12 protein-coding genes are annotated in these 14,294 nt (G+C 42.4%); 7 read left to right on the plus strand and 5 right to left on the minus strand.

Annotated elements, in window-relative coordinates:
* The first annotated feature begins 27 nt into the window (after nucleotides 1–27).
* Complete coding sequence (locus tag OCV30_RS17040; RefSeq protein ID WP_083994600.1) at nucleotides 28–210, plus strand: hypothetical protein; 183 nt, start codon at nucleotides 28–30, stop codon at nucleotides 208–210.
* Between the two features lie 94 nt (nucleotides 211–304).
* Here OCV30_RS17040 and OCV30_RS17045 read toward each other — a convergent pair whose 3' ends face one another.
* A complete protein-coding gene (locus OCV30_RS17045) occupies nucleotides 305–964 on the minus strand; it encodes an HAD family hydrolase (RefSeq protein ID WP_065679136.1) in 660 nt (219 codons plus the stop codon).
* Nucleotides 965–1,317: 353 nt separating this feature from the next.
* Nucleotides 1,318–3,744, minus strand: a complete 2,427-nt coding sequence (locus tag OCV30_RS17050) for a hybrid sensor histidine kinase/response regulator (protein ID WP_065679137.1) — start codon at nucleotides 3,742–3,744, stop codon at nucleotides 1,318–1,320.
* Between the two features lie 88 nt (nucleotides 3,745–3,832).
* On the opposite strand from OCV30_RS17050, the gene OCV30_RS17055 reads away from it, so the two are divergent.
* Nucleotides 3,833–4,591 (plus strand): substrate-binding periplasmic protein, encoded by a 759-nt coding sequence (locus OCV30_RS17055; protein WP_065679138.1) that lies wholly within the window; start codon nucleotides 3,833–3,835, stop codon nucleotides 4,589–4,591.
* Nucleotides 4,592–4,771: 180 nt separating this feature from the next.
* Here OCV30_RS17055 and OCV30_RS17060 read toward each other — a convergent pair whose 3' ends face one another.
* Nucleotides 4,772–5,332, minus strand: a complete 561-nt coding sequence (locus tag OCV30_RS17060) for an NADAR family protein (protein ID WP_065679139.1) — start codon at nucleotides 5,330–5,332, stop codon at nucleotides 4,772–4,774.
* 190 nt (nucleotides 5,333–5,522) lie between these two features.
* The gene (locus tag OCV30_RS17065; protein WP_004732575.1) at nucleotides 5,523–5,717 is read right to left on the minus strand and encodes a PA3496 family putative envelope integrity protein; all 195 of its coding nucleotides are present in this window, start codon (nucleotides 5,715–5,717) and stop codon (nucleotides 5,523–5,525) included.
* A 361-nt stretch (nucleotides 5,718–6,078) separates the two neighbouring features.
* Between OCV30_RS17065 and OCV30_RS17070 the strand changes: the two genes are divergently transcribed.
* Genes OCV30_RS17070 through OCV30_RS17080 form a run of 3 tightly spaced genes read left to right on the plus strand, consistent with a single transcriptional unit; the run spans nucleotide 6,079 to nucleotide 8,387 of the window.
* A complete protein-coding gene (locus OCV30_RS17070) occupies nucleotides 6,079–6,903 on the plus strand; it encodes an ABC transporter ATP-binding protein (protein WP_009846021.1) in 825 nt (274 codons plus the stop codon).
* A gap of 9 nt (nucleotides 6,904–6,912) precedes the next feature.
* Nucleotides 6,913–7,845, plus strand: a complete 933-nt coding sequence (locus OCV30_RS17075; RefSeq protein ID WP_017097199.1) for an ATP-binding cassette domain-containing protein — start codon at nucleotides 6,913–6,915, stop codon at nucleotides 7,843–7,845.
* Nucleotides 7,842–8,387 carry a hypothetical protein gene (locus OCV30_RS17080; protein WP_017097200.1) on the plus strand — a complete coding sequence of 182 codons (546 nt, stop codon included), beginning with the start codon at nucleotides 7,842–7,844 and terminating at the stop codon, nucleotides 8,385–8,387. The genes OCV30_RS17075 and OCV30_RS17080 overlap by 4 nt, the downstream gene beginning before the upstream one ends.
* A gap of 429 nt (nucleotides 8,388–8,816) precedes the next feature.
* Here the strand turns inward: OCV30_RS17080 and OCV30_RS17085 are convergent, their stop codons facing one another.
* Nucleotides 8,817–10,796 carry a replication initiator protein RctB domain-containing protein gene (locus tag OCV30_RS17085; protein WP_012601303.1) on the minus strand — a complete coding sequence of 660 codons (1,980 nt, stop codon included), beginning with the start codon at nucleotides 10,794–10,796 and terminating at the stop codon, nucleotides 8,817–8,819.
* Nucleotides 10,797–12,057: 1,261 nt separating this feature from the next.
* Here OCV30_RS17085 and OCV30_RS17090 point away from each other — a divergent pair.
* Both OCV30_RS17090 and OCV30_RS17095 read left to right on the plus strand, forming a co-directional pair.
* Nucleotides 12,058–13,275: a ParA family protein gene (locus OCV30_RS17090; protein ID WP_009846016.1), complete on the plus strand. Its 1,218-nt coding sequence runs from the start codon at nucleotides 12,058–12,060 to the stop codon at nucleotides 13,273–13,275.
* 5 nt (nucleotides 13,276–13,280) lie between these two features.
* Nucleotides 13,281–14,255 carry a ParB/RepB/Spo0J family partition protein gene (locus tag OCV30_RS17095; RefSeq protein ID WP_065679140.1) on the plus strand — a complete coding sequence of 325 codons (975 nt, stop codon included), beginning with the start codon at nucleotides 13,281–13,283 and terminating at the stop codon, nucleotides 14,253–14,255.
* Nucleotides 14,256–14,294 lie beyond the last annotated feature (39 nt).

Here is a 14,294-nt window from a genome sequence, read left to right on the forward strand (position 1 = left end):
ATTTGGCCCACAAGCCGAGATAATGGAATGGGTGGAGGAAAATGGGCAATTTCGATGAAACTCTGTCAATTTGTAAAATATTTGTTACACACAAACCATCAAGACAAGAAAGTGAGTGCTATCAAGGGATTGAAAGATGGTGGTTTGATTTACAGCAGAGCAAGATATGTTATTGAATTGTTACATACATCCTTTTGTCAGCTAACGTAATAAATCGAACATTAGACTGATGATGCAAAAAAGCCGCTGTAGTCAGCGGCTTGATGAGTTCTAGAGCGAACCTAATTCGAAGATAAGATTCTGTTTAATCCCAGTCGAGGATCGACCAATTCGGTTGATCAGCCAGTGCTTTCAAACGCGGGCATGGGTTTACCAAATAGGCAAAATCAGCGTGTTCACACAAAGGTAAGTCGTTGATTGAATCAGTATAAAAGTGAATGTCTGAGTAGTTAGTTTCTTGATTGTCTAACCACTCTTTTAAACGGGTGACTTTACCTTCACGGTAGCTTGGCACACCTGATATTTGAGAAGTAAAACGGCCTTGGTTTTCAATCAAGTCGATACCGAGTGCGTTCTCAATACCAATCTTGCGACCGACCGCTTCTACTAGGAAAGTGACGCTGGCAGAGATGATCAACATGTCGATATCATCATTCTCAAGCTGCTCAATCAAGGGTTTCGACTGCTTGAACTGTCTAGGCAAAATATGCTGTTCAACACACTCTTCCACCAATGCGGTGACTTGCTCTGTTGGCATATCGGCCAAAGGCTGCATGGAAAACGTGAGGTAATCTTCCATGTTCAGTTTGCCTTCCGAATACAAGCCCATTAAGCGCTTATCTTCTTCAATAAAGTTGGGCGCTGTGGCAATGCCCTTTTCAACCAAGAACTCATTCCAGAGCATCGCTGCATCGGCATTGATCAGCGTTTCATCCATATCAAATACATACAAAGGTTTGAACATCTTAGGCTCTCACAGGTTGAATTTCGTTAAGGTTAAAACTAAACCATAGTTCTAGTTGGCTGCATGCTATAACGGGATTGTGACATTAAGAGCATATTTTCGTGGCAGTTGTATTTCACGGCTATGACAATCACCACATGCTTGTTTTCTTAAATACAACAGCTTATGGATTCAATCAGTATTGATACACATAGTTATTTAACTATATGTATTTAAATAACTATGTGTATTTAGCTAACGAGATGTATTGGCTAACCAAGTGCTCATTAGCAAAAAAAAAGAAACTCCGACTGATTCTGTCGGAGTTTCTTATAGAGCTGGATATGCTTTAGCGAGACATCAGCTAATTGAACCTAAACGATTTTCTGCTCATGTTCCTTGTTCGACTCAGTTCCTTTCGACAAGAAACTGGCAACGATCTCTCTCAGTTTCCCTTGATTGACGGGTTTTGGTAAAAATTCATCCATACCCACATCGAAGCACAAATGCTTATCTCGTTGCACAACGTTGGCCGTCAGCGCAACGATAGGAATGTGTTTAGAGGTTCCTTCTTCGAGCGCTCGGATCTGCTTGGTCGCTTCGAAACCATCAAGAACTGGCATCTGGCAATCCATGAAAATCATCACATAGTCATTGGTCTTAAATTTCTCGACACCAATTTCACCGTTGTCTGCAATATCCACCTCAAACCCCAGCTTCTTAAGCATCATTTTGGCGACTTGTTGGTTCACTCTAGAATCTTCAACGACTAAAACCTTACCACTAAACGGAGCAGCAACTGGTTTTGGCTCTTCTTTGATTGGAGCTTGTTTGTCTATTTGTGTCGTTCTAACAGAAGCAGATGTTGTAGCTTCAACAGAACTCGATGATTTGGTTAATGGCACAGGTTGATTATCTTTAAACGCTACCTCACCTCGATTTGGATAGGTAAAGGTTGAGGTATCAGCCGATCTCGCCAGGACTTCACTCAGCGTCCATTTAAGCTGATTATCTTGATAAGGGCGAGCAATGTAGGCAACAAAACCCACTTGTTTGGCACGTGCTTCATCCTGTTTTCGAGGATCGGCAGAAATCATCACTAGCTTCGGACAAGCTTTGTCAAAACGCTCAATCAAACTTCTTGCTAATTGGAATCCATCAATAGACGGCATCACTTTATCAATCAGCACCAGATCATAAGGCGATGACTTCGCCACAGACTCTGAAACAAGCTCTAACGCTTGGGTGGCGGTTTCACAGCACTCAGACTTAACGCCGAATGATTGAAGTTGTGTTGAGGTAATACGCATGTTCAACTGGCTGTCATCAACCAGAAGTACCGAGACTTTATTAAAATCGATGTTGCTCTCGTCAACGTCTAAGCTCGGGTCAAAGTCAGCGGTAAAGTAGAATGTACTTCCCTTACCTACGACACTGGTTAGCTCAAGCTTACTGCCCATTAAGGTCACGATCTTATCGCATATCGTAAGACCAAGCCCCGTGCCTCCGTAGATGCGGGTGGTGCTGCCGTCGGCTTGTTGAAACTTATCGAATACCGATTGTTGCTTGTCTTCTGCGATACCAATACCACTATCGGTCACCTCAAATTTCACTCTGAGCTTCTGTTCCGGCTCTATGACTTCTTCTAAACGAAGTGAGAGCATGACATGACCATGTTCGGTAAATTTGATGGCATTCCCGACTAGGTTATTCAGTACTTGTCTTAACTGAGTGCCATCGCCAATCACCATGGTTGGGATCTTAGGATCAATCGCCAGTTGGAATTTGAGCCCTTTTTGCTCGGCTTTAACTCTGAAAGTCGACTCTACATCGGCAGCAATACCCATCATTTTCATCGGTTCTTGCTGAAGCTCTAAACGACCCGCTTCAATCTTCGAGTAGTCCAGAATATCATTGATTAAATCGAGTAGAGTAAGCGAAGAGGTGTTGAGCATGTCGACATACTCTTTTTGCTCTTTCGGCATATCCATTTCAGAAAGCAGTGATGAAAGCCCAATAATCCCGTTCATTGGAGTGCGGATTTCGTGGCTCATGTTGGCAAGAAATTCACTCTTGTTACGGTTCGCTACCTCTGCAGTATCTTTAGCTTTTTCCAATTCTTGGTATTGTTGGCGAATACGTTCAATCGACTGATTGTAGCTGCTCTCTAGTGTCGAAATCTCATCACTGTATGTAGAGTTAGTGGGTGTTAAAAATCGCGGTTTGTTGTCTTCAACCTGTTGATGGTTGATCTGAGAAGACATGGTCATTAAGCGCTTGACTACAAGGCGATAGACGATGGTTAAACACACCAGAGACAATAAGAAGATTTTAACTGCTTCGAATGCGAGCAATAATAAGACCCGGTCTTCAAAGTCGTTGAGAATCATACTCAGATCAGACTGCACCGTGAGCGTCGCCAGTTGGAACTCTGAGCCTCCCATCTGATACACCATATCCCAAGATTGAGAATAAGACTGACCGGACGTCTGTTGACCTAATTCTAAAATTTTTTCATCGGGGCTTTCTATTAACAGATAACTGACCGAGGGTAAGCGGGAGATACCTTCAGCTTGCACAAACAGTTGCTCTCGGTCTTCAACCCACAAACTGGCGGTTAAGCCAGAAAGATAACCATCCTTAACTTGTTCGATCTGAGAACTGATAAAAGAAACTCGATTTTGGTACTCCACATACAAACCTAGACCTGTCACTATGACTGTGAATAAGGTACTGATTGCGATGATTACCCCGATCAACTGTCGGGAGAGTCCAATATAGCGTTTTCCTTTATTCACCATACAAAAATTACCATTATTGTTATCCTAGCAAACTACAATTACTCAACTAGTATAATAGTAGTCATTCATCAAATAACTAGGGAAGGTTATGAAAAAACATCTAATAGTTGCATCCATAGTCAGTTTGTTTTCAAGCAGTTATGCTTTTGCAAGCGAACCTGTTCACTACTACATTATTGCAAGCCAAGCGCAACCTTTTCAGATCGAAACTGACGGGTCATCTCACAGAGGAATGGTTTCGGATATTGTTGAAGCCGTATTTGACGACAGCCAATACGAGATCGATTACCACACCTACCCTTTCAACCGAATGATCGATAAGCTCGACGCTAGAGAGAATCCAAACTGGGTCACCTATGGCAGCCCAAGTTGGGGAAATATCCAATCTGTAAACCTGTCTAAAGATCCGATTTACAATGTAAAACATGTGTTACTCAGCAGCGGCAAGAAGCCATTTGAGTTCAACACTATCGATGATTTAAACGGAAAAGCGGTGGTATTGCTGGTGGGGTTTGAATATCCAAATCTAGAGCCTTATATCCAACAAGGTAAGCTTAACGAAATTCGAGTTAAAGACTACAGCGCGGCTTTTCGTGTATTAAACCGAACTCCGGGTGATACCGTTTTTGTTGAAATGGAATCTCGAATCAAATACAACCTAAATGAACAGAAACTCAGTATTGATGACTACCAGATGCAAGAGTTTGGCTCAGTGATCAATAACTACCCCATCCATTTAGCATTTGACCCTGAGATGGATCCTAAACTGCAAAGCTTCATCGACCAGCGCCTCGACCAAATGAAAGACGATGGTCAGCTCAACGACATTGTACAAAACTATCTATAGCACTTGGCTAGCTCTAACTTGATTAGTCAATTGCCCATGAATGACTTCGCGACACGTTTTTGTACTTTGGGTCAACCTTAGAAAACTGACAATAAAAAGGCCGTTCTGTAAGCTTACAGAGCGGCCTTAATTTATTAGTGATAGATCACAAACGTATCCATAGAGCTCGAGTCGATTAATTCAATGCGAAACGATCAAATTCAGCTCCTGAGTACGAAGCTCTTGTCGTACTGCCATCAGAATCTTGCCTAAATGGTTCTCGCCGGTTCCATCGCCACCATCCCCCCAGAAGTGGTCTTTGTGCGAATGTTCTTTGATCACCGAATCTCCGGTATTAGTAAGAAACAACGCAAACTGTGGGTTCTGCCTGAACTTCTCTGTGACAATGAACTGCATCACTTCAACACGAATGTCATACCAATCTTCCCGAACTTGGTCTTCATAATCACGGCTTAAAGAGAATGCTTCAGCAGGAGTCGAGGCTTCGAGAATGGTGTTACGCAGCGCTTGAGAGGCAAACTTCATCGCTTGATAATAATGCTCGCTGGTTGCCCAAACTTGATCGTCGATTTTGATAGGACAAGCGGCAAAATTTGACAGGTACCCGTTTGGATCTTCAGGTTCATAGAACAGCACTTCTTTGGCTTTAGCCACCGAATTAGACATAGCCTTCTCCTTACCAACAACATCGCATATTTTTGCTTTAACTTTAAAATTAGTGGCGTTGCATATAACTGTCAAACAACTTAGTTAAAGAGTATGCCAAGGGCATGTTTTTAGTCGAGAACAAGTAATGTAGAGGAAGGACAATGGATTTAAATGGTGAGAGGCAAGGAGCATGGTTTACTTATAAAAAGCACAAATTTCTTTAAAAAAGGCATATAAATCAAAGGGTGGCGGTGCGCCACCCTTCTAAATGCAATGGGAATTGTTAATGAATTAGACCTAGCTCCCTCGCTTCTTCCAGACTAAAACCGCTTTCTCTAATTTCTCTTAGAGCTTCAATACGACGACGAGCTTCAGCAGACTTCATTTTCTTTTCTGGTTTGAAAGATACTTCTTCTTCAGCATCCCACTTATTTGCAATATTTGTCATTTCATCATGGTTGATAGAATTAATGGACATGTTTTCCTCCGAAAAGCACCATGTAATGGACAGGTAATCTGTAGCAAATGCTATTTCGCTTGTTAAGCAATTCTGTACTGAAATGTGATGATTCCGACGCTTCACAAAGCTAATTAATAAATGCCTCATTTAAACTTTGCCAAAGCCATTTTCTGCCATTACATTTAAAAGATTCCCCATAAGAAATGTGGTTTGATCCACCTCTCATTTTCCTCGTTCTCATTTCCTATTTCCCACTGAAACTTCATGAAATAATCAAAAAATAATTCGAGTCACTTCATTCTTTTTGTGCTCTTCTCTTTCACTAAATTCAACACATGTTAATGATAATAGTTATCAATATCATAACTGAGTGTTTATCATGTCTAGGGAAAATTCAGAGACACCTCTTCTCGAAGTGAAGAATCTATGTGTCGATTACATTACCGATGACGGCGATTTTAATGCCGTAAAATCCGTAAGCTTTAACATAGGCCAAGGCGAGATTTTTGGTTTAGCGGGAGAGTCAGGGTGTGGCAAAAGTACCATCGCATTTGCCATTAACCGCCTGCATAAGCCACCGGCTTTCATCTCTGGCGGGCAAATACTGTTTGGCGGGCAAGATTTGCTGAGCTTATCGGACAGCCACTTGAACACCTTACGTTGGAGTGAGATCGCAATGGTGTTCCAGAGCGCGATGAACTCGCTTAACCCTGTACTGACCATTGAAGAACAGTTTGCCGATGTATTGCGCCACCACAAGGGCATGAACAACGAGCAAGCAAAAGATCGCGCCGAAAAGTTACTCGACCTAGTCAATATCCCTCGCCACCGTCTAACCGAGTACCCGCACCAGTTTAGCGGTGGGATGCGTCAACGTTTGGTGATTGCGATAGCTCTCGCGCTCAACCCTAAGTTGATTATCATGGATGAACCGACCACGGCACTGGATGTGGTTGTACAGCGCGAAATTCTGCAGCAAATACACCAACTCAGAGAAGAGTTTGGTTTCTCAATATTGTTTATCACCCACGACCTCGCACTAATGAGCCAACTGTGCGATCGAATTGCCATCATGCGTCATGGACAGATAGTTGAAGTCAACCAAGCCCATGAGATTCGCAATAACCCTCAGCACTCCTACACCCAAAAGCTATGGAGTTCCTTCCCCAATATTCACGAACACGCTCACGCAACTGCGTGCTAGGAGATCTCCATGTCACAACCTATTTTTCAAGTAAAAAACCTCGTTAAAGAATTCACTGTTGGTGGTGGATTTGGCAAAGAAGAGATCTTTAGAGCACTGCATGGGGTGAGTTTTGATTTACATGCAGGTAAAACATTGGCACTGGTTGGCGAATCAGGCTGCGGGAAAAGCACCTGCGCTCGACTGATGACCAAAGTGTATCCGCCAACAGAGGGAGAAATACTGTTCAATGGCAGAGATATTTCTACCTTAAAAAGTCGTAAAGATATCTTGGATTACCGAAGCCGCGTGCAAATGATATTTCAAGACCCATTTGGCTCACTCAATCCAACCCACACCATTGAACACCACTTAACGCGGCCCCTTAAGATCCACAAGCAAGTTGCTACGAAACAAGCTCTCACAGAGCGTCTCAAAGAGTTGTTAACGCTGGTGGAGTTGCCCATCGAAACTCTCACCAAATACCCTCATGAGCTCAGTGGAGGCCAAAGACAGCGCATAAACTTAGCAAGAGCACTTGCAGTCGGTGCTGAGGTTATCCTTGCCGATGAACCCACCTCGATGTTGGATGTTTCAATACGACTCGGTGTTTTGAACCTAATGCAGAGGATGAAGAAAGAGTTAGGGATAGGTTTTTTGTACATTACGCATGATCTCGCAACAGCACACTACATCGCAGAAGAGACGGCTGTGATGTACAAGGGACAGATCGTTGAGTGGGGATCAACCCAGTCGATCTTAACCAACCCACAACACCCGTACACTAAGTTGTTGATCTCTGCGGTACCGGATCCCGATCTACCATTTGGCGAACTCGTCAAAAATGAGCCAAACTATTCAATAGACGCTGATCGTATTCGTGAACAGAGCAGTGAAATACAGCATGAGATCAAGCAAGTTTCAGATAATCACTATGTTAAACAGTGGGATAACGTTGCATGAATGAACTAGACACTTGGTTAGAGCGGATCGGAAATTGGTACAAAGACCGAAAGCATGATCAAGTGGAGAAGTTAGAGCCTTTGATCTTAACGCCTCCAGATGCACTCTGGGGGCCTTTGATCACGGATGAACAGAGCAAAGGCATCGCATGCTGGTTAGACGGATGCTTGAGAATCTTTACGTTTTATCGATATAAAGATGAAATTCTGACGGCATCGACAAAGCTTCCACCACCAAGCCCACCATCTATCTCAAACGAACTTTGTGGCTCGCACCATCAGGAAAAAGCTTTCCAATACCTGATGTTTGCCTATAGTAAGCTTCAAGCTGTGTCTTGTAATCCAAAATCAGAACCTGACTTACAAGAGTGGTGTACACAGCGGCTACAGCACTTGTGTGTATTGGCTTTGGAGTTTACCAACCAACAACAAGAACCGCGCTGGAAAGAAGAATCAGAAAAATTGATCGAATCGCATGTACGCTTTATGGCAAGTCAACACCAGAACGATGATCAAGGTATAGCTCTACGTCAACTGCACTGATCCACTCCTTGTTCAACCCCTGTTCGATCAAGCATCAAAGCTGAACCCCATCAAAAATAAGCACCTTAGAAAGCATGATCTCACCTTGATCATGCTTCAGGAGCGGACTCCATAAGCTGTAGAATTTAAATGGTAAGCTTTTGAATGTTAATGATTAGCCGAATTACAGGCAAAAAAAAAGCGAGTCCCTTAGGAACTCGCAAAAATCTATTCAGTATGATGTAACAAAATATGAGCCAATCTATTAATCATAAGAAAGGACAAAAGGTTGTCTATTCGGGATAAATAATAATCAACTGGATGCGCTACATTGTCATCAATTTGTCAGCGTTAGGTGCGGTTTTAATCAGCACCTAATGTGTTCAAACTATCCATTCGTCGGCCGTAAATATGGGCTTCTTACAACTGAGCAGTGACATTGATTGGTGACTAGTGGCCAATCGCCATTTCGTCGAGCGCTAAGAACACGTTTTCGTCTAAATGACCTTCGTGAACTTGTTTACACACTTTACGACGCACAGCTAAACCAGAGATCAAACGCTCAATAGACAAGTGTCGATTGCTGGTGCTGTCACGGTCGTTGTAAAGCTCAATCAAGCGACTCAGTGTTTCGTATGGGATAACGTCCTCCCCTACTCTCAACCAATCAAGCTTCTCAATGAGCTCAGAACACTCTTCTTTGATTGAAGCATGTGAATGCCCTGTCATAGCAGATAAAGCCGTTATACTGCGTTCTAGAGCCTCTGCAGAGGTATATTTAGAGAGAGTAATCATGATCTCGTCAGCGTTGATCTCAACAGAGTGTTTACGCTGCTTAACTCGACGTCCCAATTTGCCTCTTGGCGACGGTGCTTTGCGCTGAATTGGCTCAAACTCACCATCGATAATCTCAGACAACTCTTCCAATTTCTGCTTAGACACCATTTCATTACGCAGTGGGTTCGGTAACGTTGGTGCCATATTACGCTTGCCTGCATTGGTGGTGCGTGCTCTTGAGTAACGTAAGACTTCTTCCACATTACATTTGATATCAACCTGATAATCAGTCGTTTTTCCTTTTTCGATCAACGCGGTGATCGTTAAGTGATAACCCCAAAGGTTAACCAGGAAGGTATCTTCTTGATCCCCTACTTCACCTAACTTTCTGAGCTCGCGGATCAGATCCATCGAGAAACGACGCCAATCGATGTTACGCGCCAATTTCTGGTTGAGCTCACTGAGCAACATGCTATCTGAATGGCGACGTGCCATGCGGCTTCTAAAGTACGAATACATTTGGAAGACCAAGGTATGTTGCTTCAGGATTTCTGGCGGAAATAGGAAGAAATAGTCACGCGTCAGCAGCTCTTCGTAGAACGAAGGTTCCCAAACCAGGATGTATAGGTTCGGTTTAATGCGAATTTCGCCGTCAGAGCCTTCTGTAGGCGCTTCTTCCGATGCGGTAATGGTTCTAGCTAGGAATCGGAAACGATCACTCTTAAAGCCTTCTGGCATGTTCTCGCTAAGCCAACGGCCTGTGAGCTCATGCAATTGGAAATCGGTAAATTCGATACGATCAATACTGTCACGGATCGAATCACGTGCCGGCCCGCTGTCTTTCTTGCCACGCAAGGACAAAATATCCGTGATGTAAAGTGGTGTTTTGTTCGGTGTGTGTTTCGCGTCTAGATGGTAATCATCTTGGTGATGATCATGATATTGAACAGTAAGCGTGAATAACGCGAATAGCGTCATCAGATCATCAACCGTCATAATGTTTTTTGAAGATCGTGTCTCGATCACCGCTCGAGTGCCAGAGATCGAAACCATTGATTTTTGGTAGCTCTTGCGCGTTCTAGGGGGCGCTAAGGCTTGATCAATAATACCCGCCCAATTGGTTGGCGACACAATAAATTGATCGGCTTCGTCTTTCATCGTTGGTGGGGTATTGAGTCCGTGTTCATTCAATAAGCGTTTGTTGACTTTGGTTTGAGCTAGAGCTTTAGATCGCTTTTGCTTCTCATTTTGCTTCACGCTTTCTGTCACTAAGCTAGTAGCACCCAGTACTGATATCAATTGGTTTGGGTTAACAAAGCGATGCAGCATAGTTTTACCAGCAAGACCTTCTTCAAAGCGAACCGGAATTTGCCTGAAAAGACCGATACTGACCGCAGCTCTTAACCTTTGCTGTAAGGCTGCACGAGTAACTTGACCATCGGTTGATTCAATAATCTCGGTAGTAGAAACGTAACCGTCTTTGCTGCTAAACCCACGAAGTGAAATTAGGTTAAGAAGCTCAACGATGCTTTTGGTGACACCTTTGAAGTGTTGATATTGTTCTATCCATTCAACGGCTGTTTCAGATACCTCAAATAAATGACCATCTTTGTGGCTTCGTGCCTTAATTAACAATTTCTCTTCTGGTTTCATTTTTGATCCGTATCACACTAACCGTAATTTCACTATAGTTCCTGAATGATAAAGAAAGAATGATCATAAATAAAGAGAATTTATTGGCTTTTAAATAACTGATCTTTTTGATTAATATGATCTTAAATGATTAAGTGATCTAATGATCTGGCTGTTTTTGTGACTTTAAGTTACTGAATTTAAAGGTTTATAATAAAACCCCTTGGAAAGCATGATCATAAAAACCCCGAAACTATGATCATTAAATCAAAGAAAGCATGATCACAGAACACCAGAAGTATGATCATTAAGTCATTGTAAGCATGATCATTATTGGCTTGAAAGCATGATCATTATACTTATACAGCTTATCCACAGTTCGGAAGTCAACATCATCTTCTAAGTCACTTCATACAACTCAATGCGGATATTTATGATGGCCAATCTATCGGAACAATGATCAAGTGATGGTACTTTTTTATCCTTCCCGCCCTATTGAGGATAAAATTTAACCTGTATCTGTTGAAAATGGATAGCTTTGATGTATTTAGCGTAGGTGGGAGTTAACTAGGAAGCATGATCATGAAATTGTCTTGTTTGCGTATTCTCGGTCAGTGTAGATTGAATTTTCAATCATTGAGCCCTTATAGACGTTGAATCCCCATTACAAAAGCATTTGTCCGTAACTTAGCTCTTAAATTACATGCTTCCGGAACGATATTTACTTGATCATTTTTCCGGAGTTTGATCATTTGTAATGTGCAGTTGCTCGGATCAATATTGCTAAGTTTGCGCCTTGATCATGCTTCATAATTTGGTGTTATTAATTCTCTTACATTAGATGTGTTCCATGATCATTCTTCCGCTCAGGTTAGAATCCTCTGTTGTTTTTTTGCACCTCCTCTTGTCTTATGTTTTGAATTTTTTGTCCATTGAGCGTTTTTTAATTTTTATTGAATTGAAAATCTATAAATTCGAATGCAAATCACACCAACCGTAATCTATGGTTGTGTTTCAATCGTTCCGCAGCTTTTTAGGGATAATTTCATTTACATTGTAAATAAGTGATGCTGTAACATTTTAAAAGTGCACTAGAAATAACATGGTTGTGCATGATGAAAATGATGGCTTTTAGTATTACTCTGAGGTGATGTTTCATCAAATTGTAAAAACACTGTCTATTTTATGTGAGTTTACTCATAAATGCATGTTCATGTTTTTGTTGTGTTTGTTGTTAATCGCTGTACAATTTGTACTTAGTTAATCATTACGGAAACTGGCAATGAAAAGAGAACAAACGATTGATAAGCTCTATCAGCTAGCCGAACAAACTCAACAAGTTCAGGCTGACCGAATTGAGATTATTTTGGAAGAGCGAAGTGATGAACATTTCCCTCCAATGTCTAAAGCTATGATGGAGACTCGTTCTGGTTTAACGCGTCGTAAACTCGATGAAGCGATCACTAAACTTGAAGCTGATGGCCATCAGTTTACAAAGAACAACGCCAATCACTACTCGATTTCATTGACAGAAGCTCACATGTTGATGGACGCGGCAGAAGTGCCAAAGTTCCATCAACGTAAGCAGCATGCTGACAATAAACCATGGATTATCAACGTACAAAACCAAAAGGGTGGTACGGGGAAATCAATGACGGCAGTTCACTTAGCTGCGTGTTTATCTCTAAATTTGGATAAGCGCTACCGTATCTGTCTGATTGACTTGGATCCACAAGGCTCTTTGCGTCTGTTTTTAAACCCACAAATTAGTGGTGCAGAGCATGACAGCATTTATTCTGCAGTTGATATCATGTTGGATAATGTGCCAGAAGAGCAGGATGTTGACCTAGAATTCTTGCGTAAGAACGTGCTGTTGCCAACTCAGTATCCTAACTTGAAGACTATTTCAGCCTTCCCAGAAGATGCGATGTTTAATGCTGAAGCATGGCAAAGCCTGTCTAGAGATCAGTCACTTGATATTGTTCGTCTTTTGAAAGAAAAGCTTATCGACAAAATCGCCGATGATTTTGATGTGATCATGATTGATACTGGGCCACACGTGGACCCGTTAGTGTGGAATGCAATGTACGCGTCGAACGCACTTTTAATTCCATGTGCAGCCAAGCGTTTGGACTGGGCTTCAACGGTTAACTTCTTCCAGCACTTGCCAACGGTTTATGAAATGTTCCCGGACGATTGGAAAGGGCTTGAGTTCGTTCGTCTAATGCCAACGATGTTTGAAGACGACAACAAAAAACAGGTATCAGTTCTGACTGAGATGAACTACCTGTTGAATGACCAAGTAATGATGGCCACGATTCCAAGAAGCCGCGCCTTTGAAACTTGTGCTGACACTTACAGCACGGTTTTCGATCTGACGGTAAGCGACTTTGAGGGCGGTAAGAAAACTCTGGCTGTGGCTCAAGACGCAGTACAAAAAAGTGCTCTAGAATTAGAGCGTGTATTACATAGCAACTGGCCTTCACTTAATCAGGGATAACAAGAATGGCAATTAAAACATCTGACTTAAATGCAAAGCTATTTGGTAAAGCAAACAAACGTCGCGTAGCTACGCCACAAGAAGCTCAAACTGCGGTAAAAGAGCAAGCTCAAGTGATTGAGCTTTCTGTTGCGGGTGAAGATTTAGTTTCATTTGAATTGGTTCGAATTCCAGCCGCTGATGTAGCAACACGAACGGTTGTTTTTGAAGAGAATGCTCGTGAGCAGTCTTTCTTGAATGAGCACGCGCTTTCTGACGTACTAACTACGCTTAAAGAGCGCGGCCAGCAATATCCAGCGGTTGGCCGTAAGAACAAAGACGGCAAGATTGAAGTTCTTGATGGTAGCCGTCGTCGTATGTCATGTATTTTGGCTGACAAAGAGTTCTTGATCTATGTCGCTGAAAACATTAACGGCGAACATGCTAAGTTTTTATCAGATGTAGCTAACGCTCATAAACCACTTTCTCTCTATGAGAAGGGGAAGGAGATGCAAGCGAAGCTTGATAAAGGCGAAGCTGAAGACCAGAAAGCACTCGCTAAAATGTTCCAGTGCAGTGAAGCTTTGGTGAGTGGCGCGTTGAAAGCGGCCGCTTTACCACTTGAATTATTACAAGCTTACCCAAATGTGAGCGATCTTGGCCGTCCGACTATTGTTAAGTTACACAAACAATTTAACGGTCTTACTAGTGAGCAGCAACAAACATTACTGACCAAGTGTGGTGCTTCTGAAGGTTTTGTGTGGCAGCGCAGCGAAGCTCAAGGCGTAACTCGTTTAACAAAAGACGTGACAGAGACTTTAGAAGGTTGGGTGCTCGAACTAGCACCAACACCCGCGAAGAAAGCGTCTCCAAAAGTTGAACTTATTAAAGGTAGAGCGTCATATAGCCGTAAGGGTTCAAACTTGGCGTTAAATCTTAAGAAAGTCGATGATACAACAATGGAAGAAATCCTAGCATTCGTACAATCTAAGTTAGACTAAGTCACGACTTTCATTACTCCTCTAAAGCCGCTTTATGCG

The organism is Vibrio atlanticus (assembly GCF_024347315.1).
GTDB lineage: Bacteria > Pseudomonadota > Gammaproteobacteria > Enterobacterales > Vibrionaceae > Vibrio > Vibrio atlanticus.

Bases quoted from the DNA above. Each gene is read 5' to 3' on its own strand.
- OCV30_RS17075 (WP_017097199.1), top strand. From the start codon at position 6,913: ATGTCACAACCTATTTTTCAAGTAAAAAACCTCGTTAAAGAATTCACT.
- OCV30_RS17085 (WP_012601303.1), bottom strand. From the start codon at position 10,796: ATGAAACCAGAAGAGAAATTGTTAATTAAGGCACGAAGCCACAAAGAT.
- OCV30_RS17080 (WP_017097200.1), top strand. From the start codon at position 7,842: ATGAATGAACTAGACACTTGGTTAGAGCGGATCGGAAATTGGTACAAA.
- OCV30_RS17090 (WP_009846016.1), top strand. From the start codon at position 12,058: ATGAAAAGAGAACAAACGATTGATAAGCTCTATCAGCTAGCCGAACAA.
- OCV30_RS17065 (WP_004732575.1), bottom strand. From the start codon at position 5,717: ATGTCCATTAATTCTATCAACCATGATGAAATGACAAATATTGCAAAT.
- OCV30_RS17050 (WP_065679137.1), bottom strand. From the start codon at position 3,744: ATGGTGAATAAAGGAAAACGCTATATTGGACTCTCCCGACAGTTGATC.
- OCV30_RS17070 (WP_009846021.1), top strand. From the start codon at position 6,079: ATGTCTAGGGAAAATTCAGAGACACCTCTTCTCGAAGTGAAGAATCTA.
- OCV30_RS17045 (WP_065679136.1), bottom strand. From the start codon at position 964: ATGTTCAAACCTTTGTATGTATTTGATATGGATGAAACGCTGATCAAT.
- OCV30_RS17040 (WP_083994600.1), top strand. From the start codon at position 28: ATGGGTGGAGGAAAATGGGCAATTTCGATGAAACTCTGTCAATTTGTA.
- OCV30_RS17095 (WP_065679140.1), top strand. From the start codon at position 13,281: ATGGCAATTAAAACATCTGACTTAAATGCAAAGCTATTTGGTAAAGCA.
- OCV30_RS17055 (WP_065679138.1), top strand. From the start codon at position 3,833: ATGAAAAAACATCTAATAGTTGCATCCATAGTCAGTTTGTTTTCAAGC.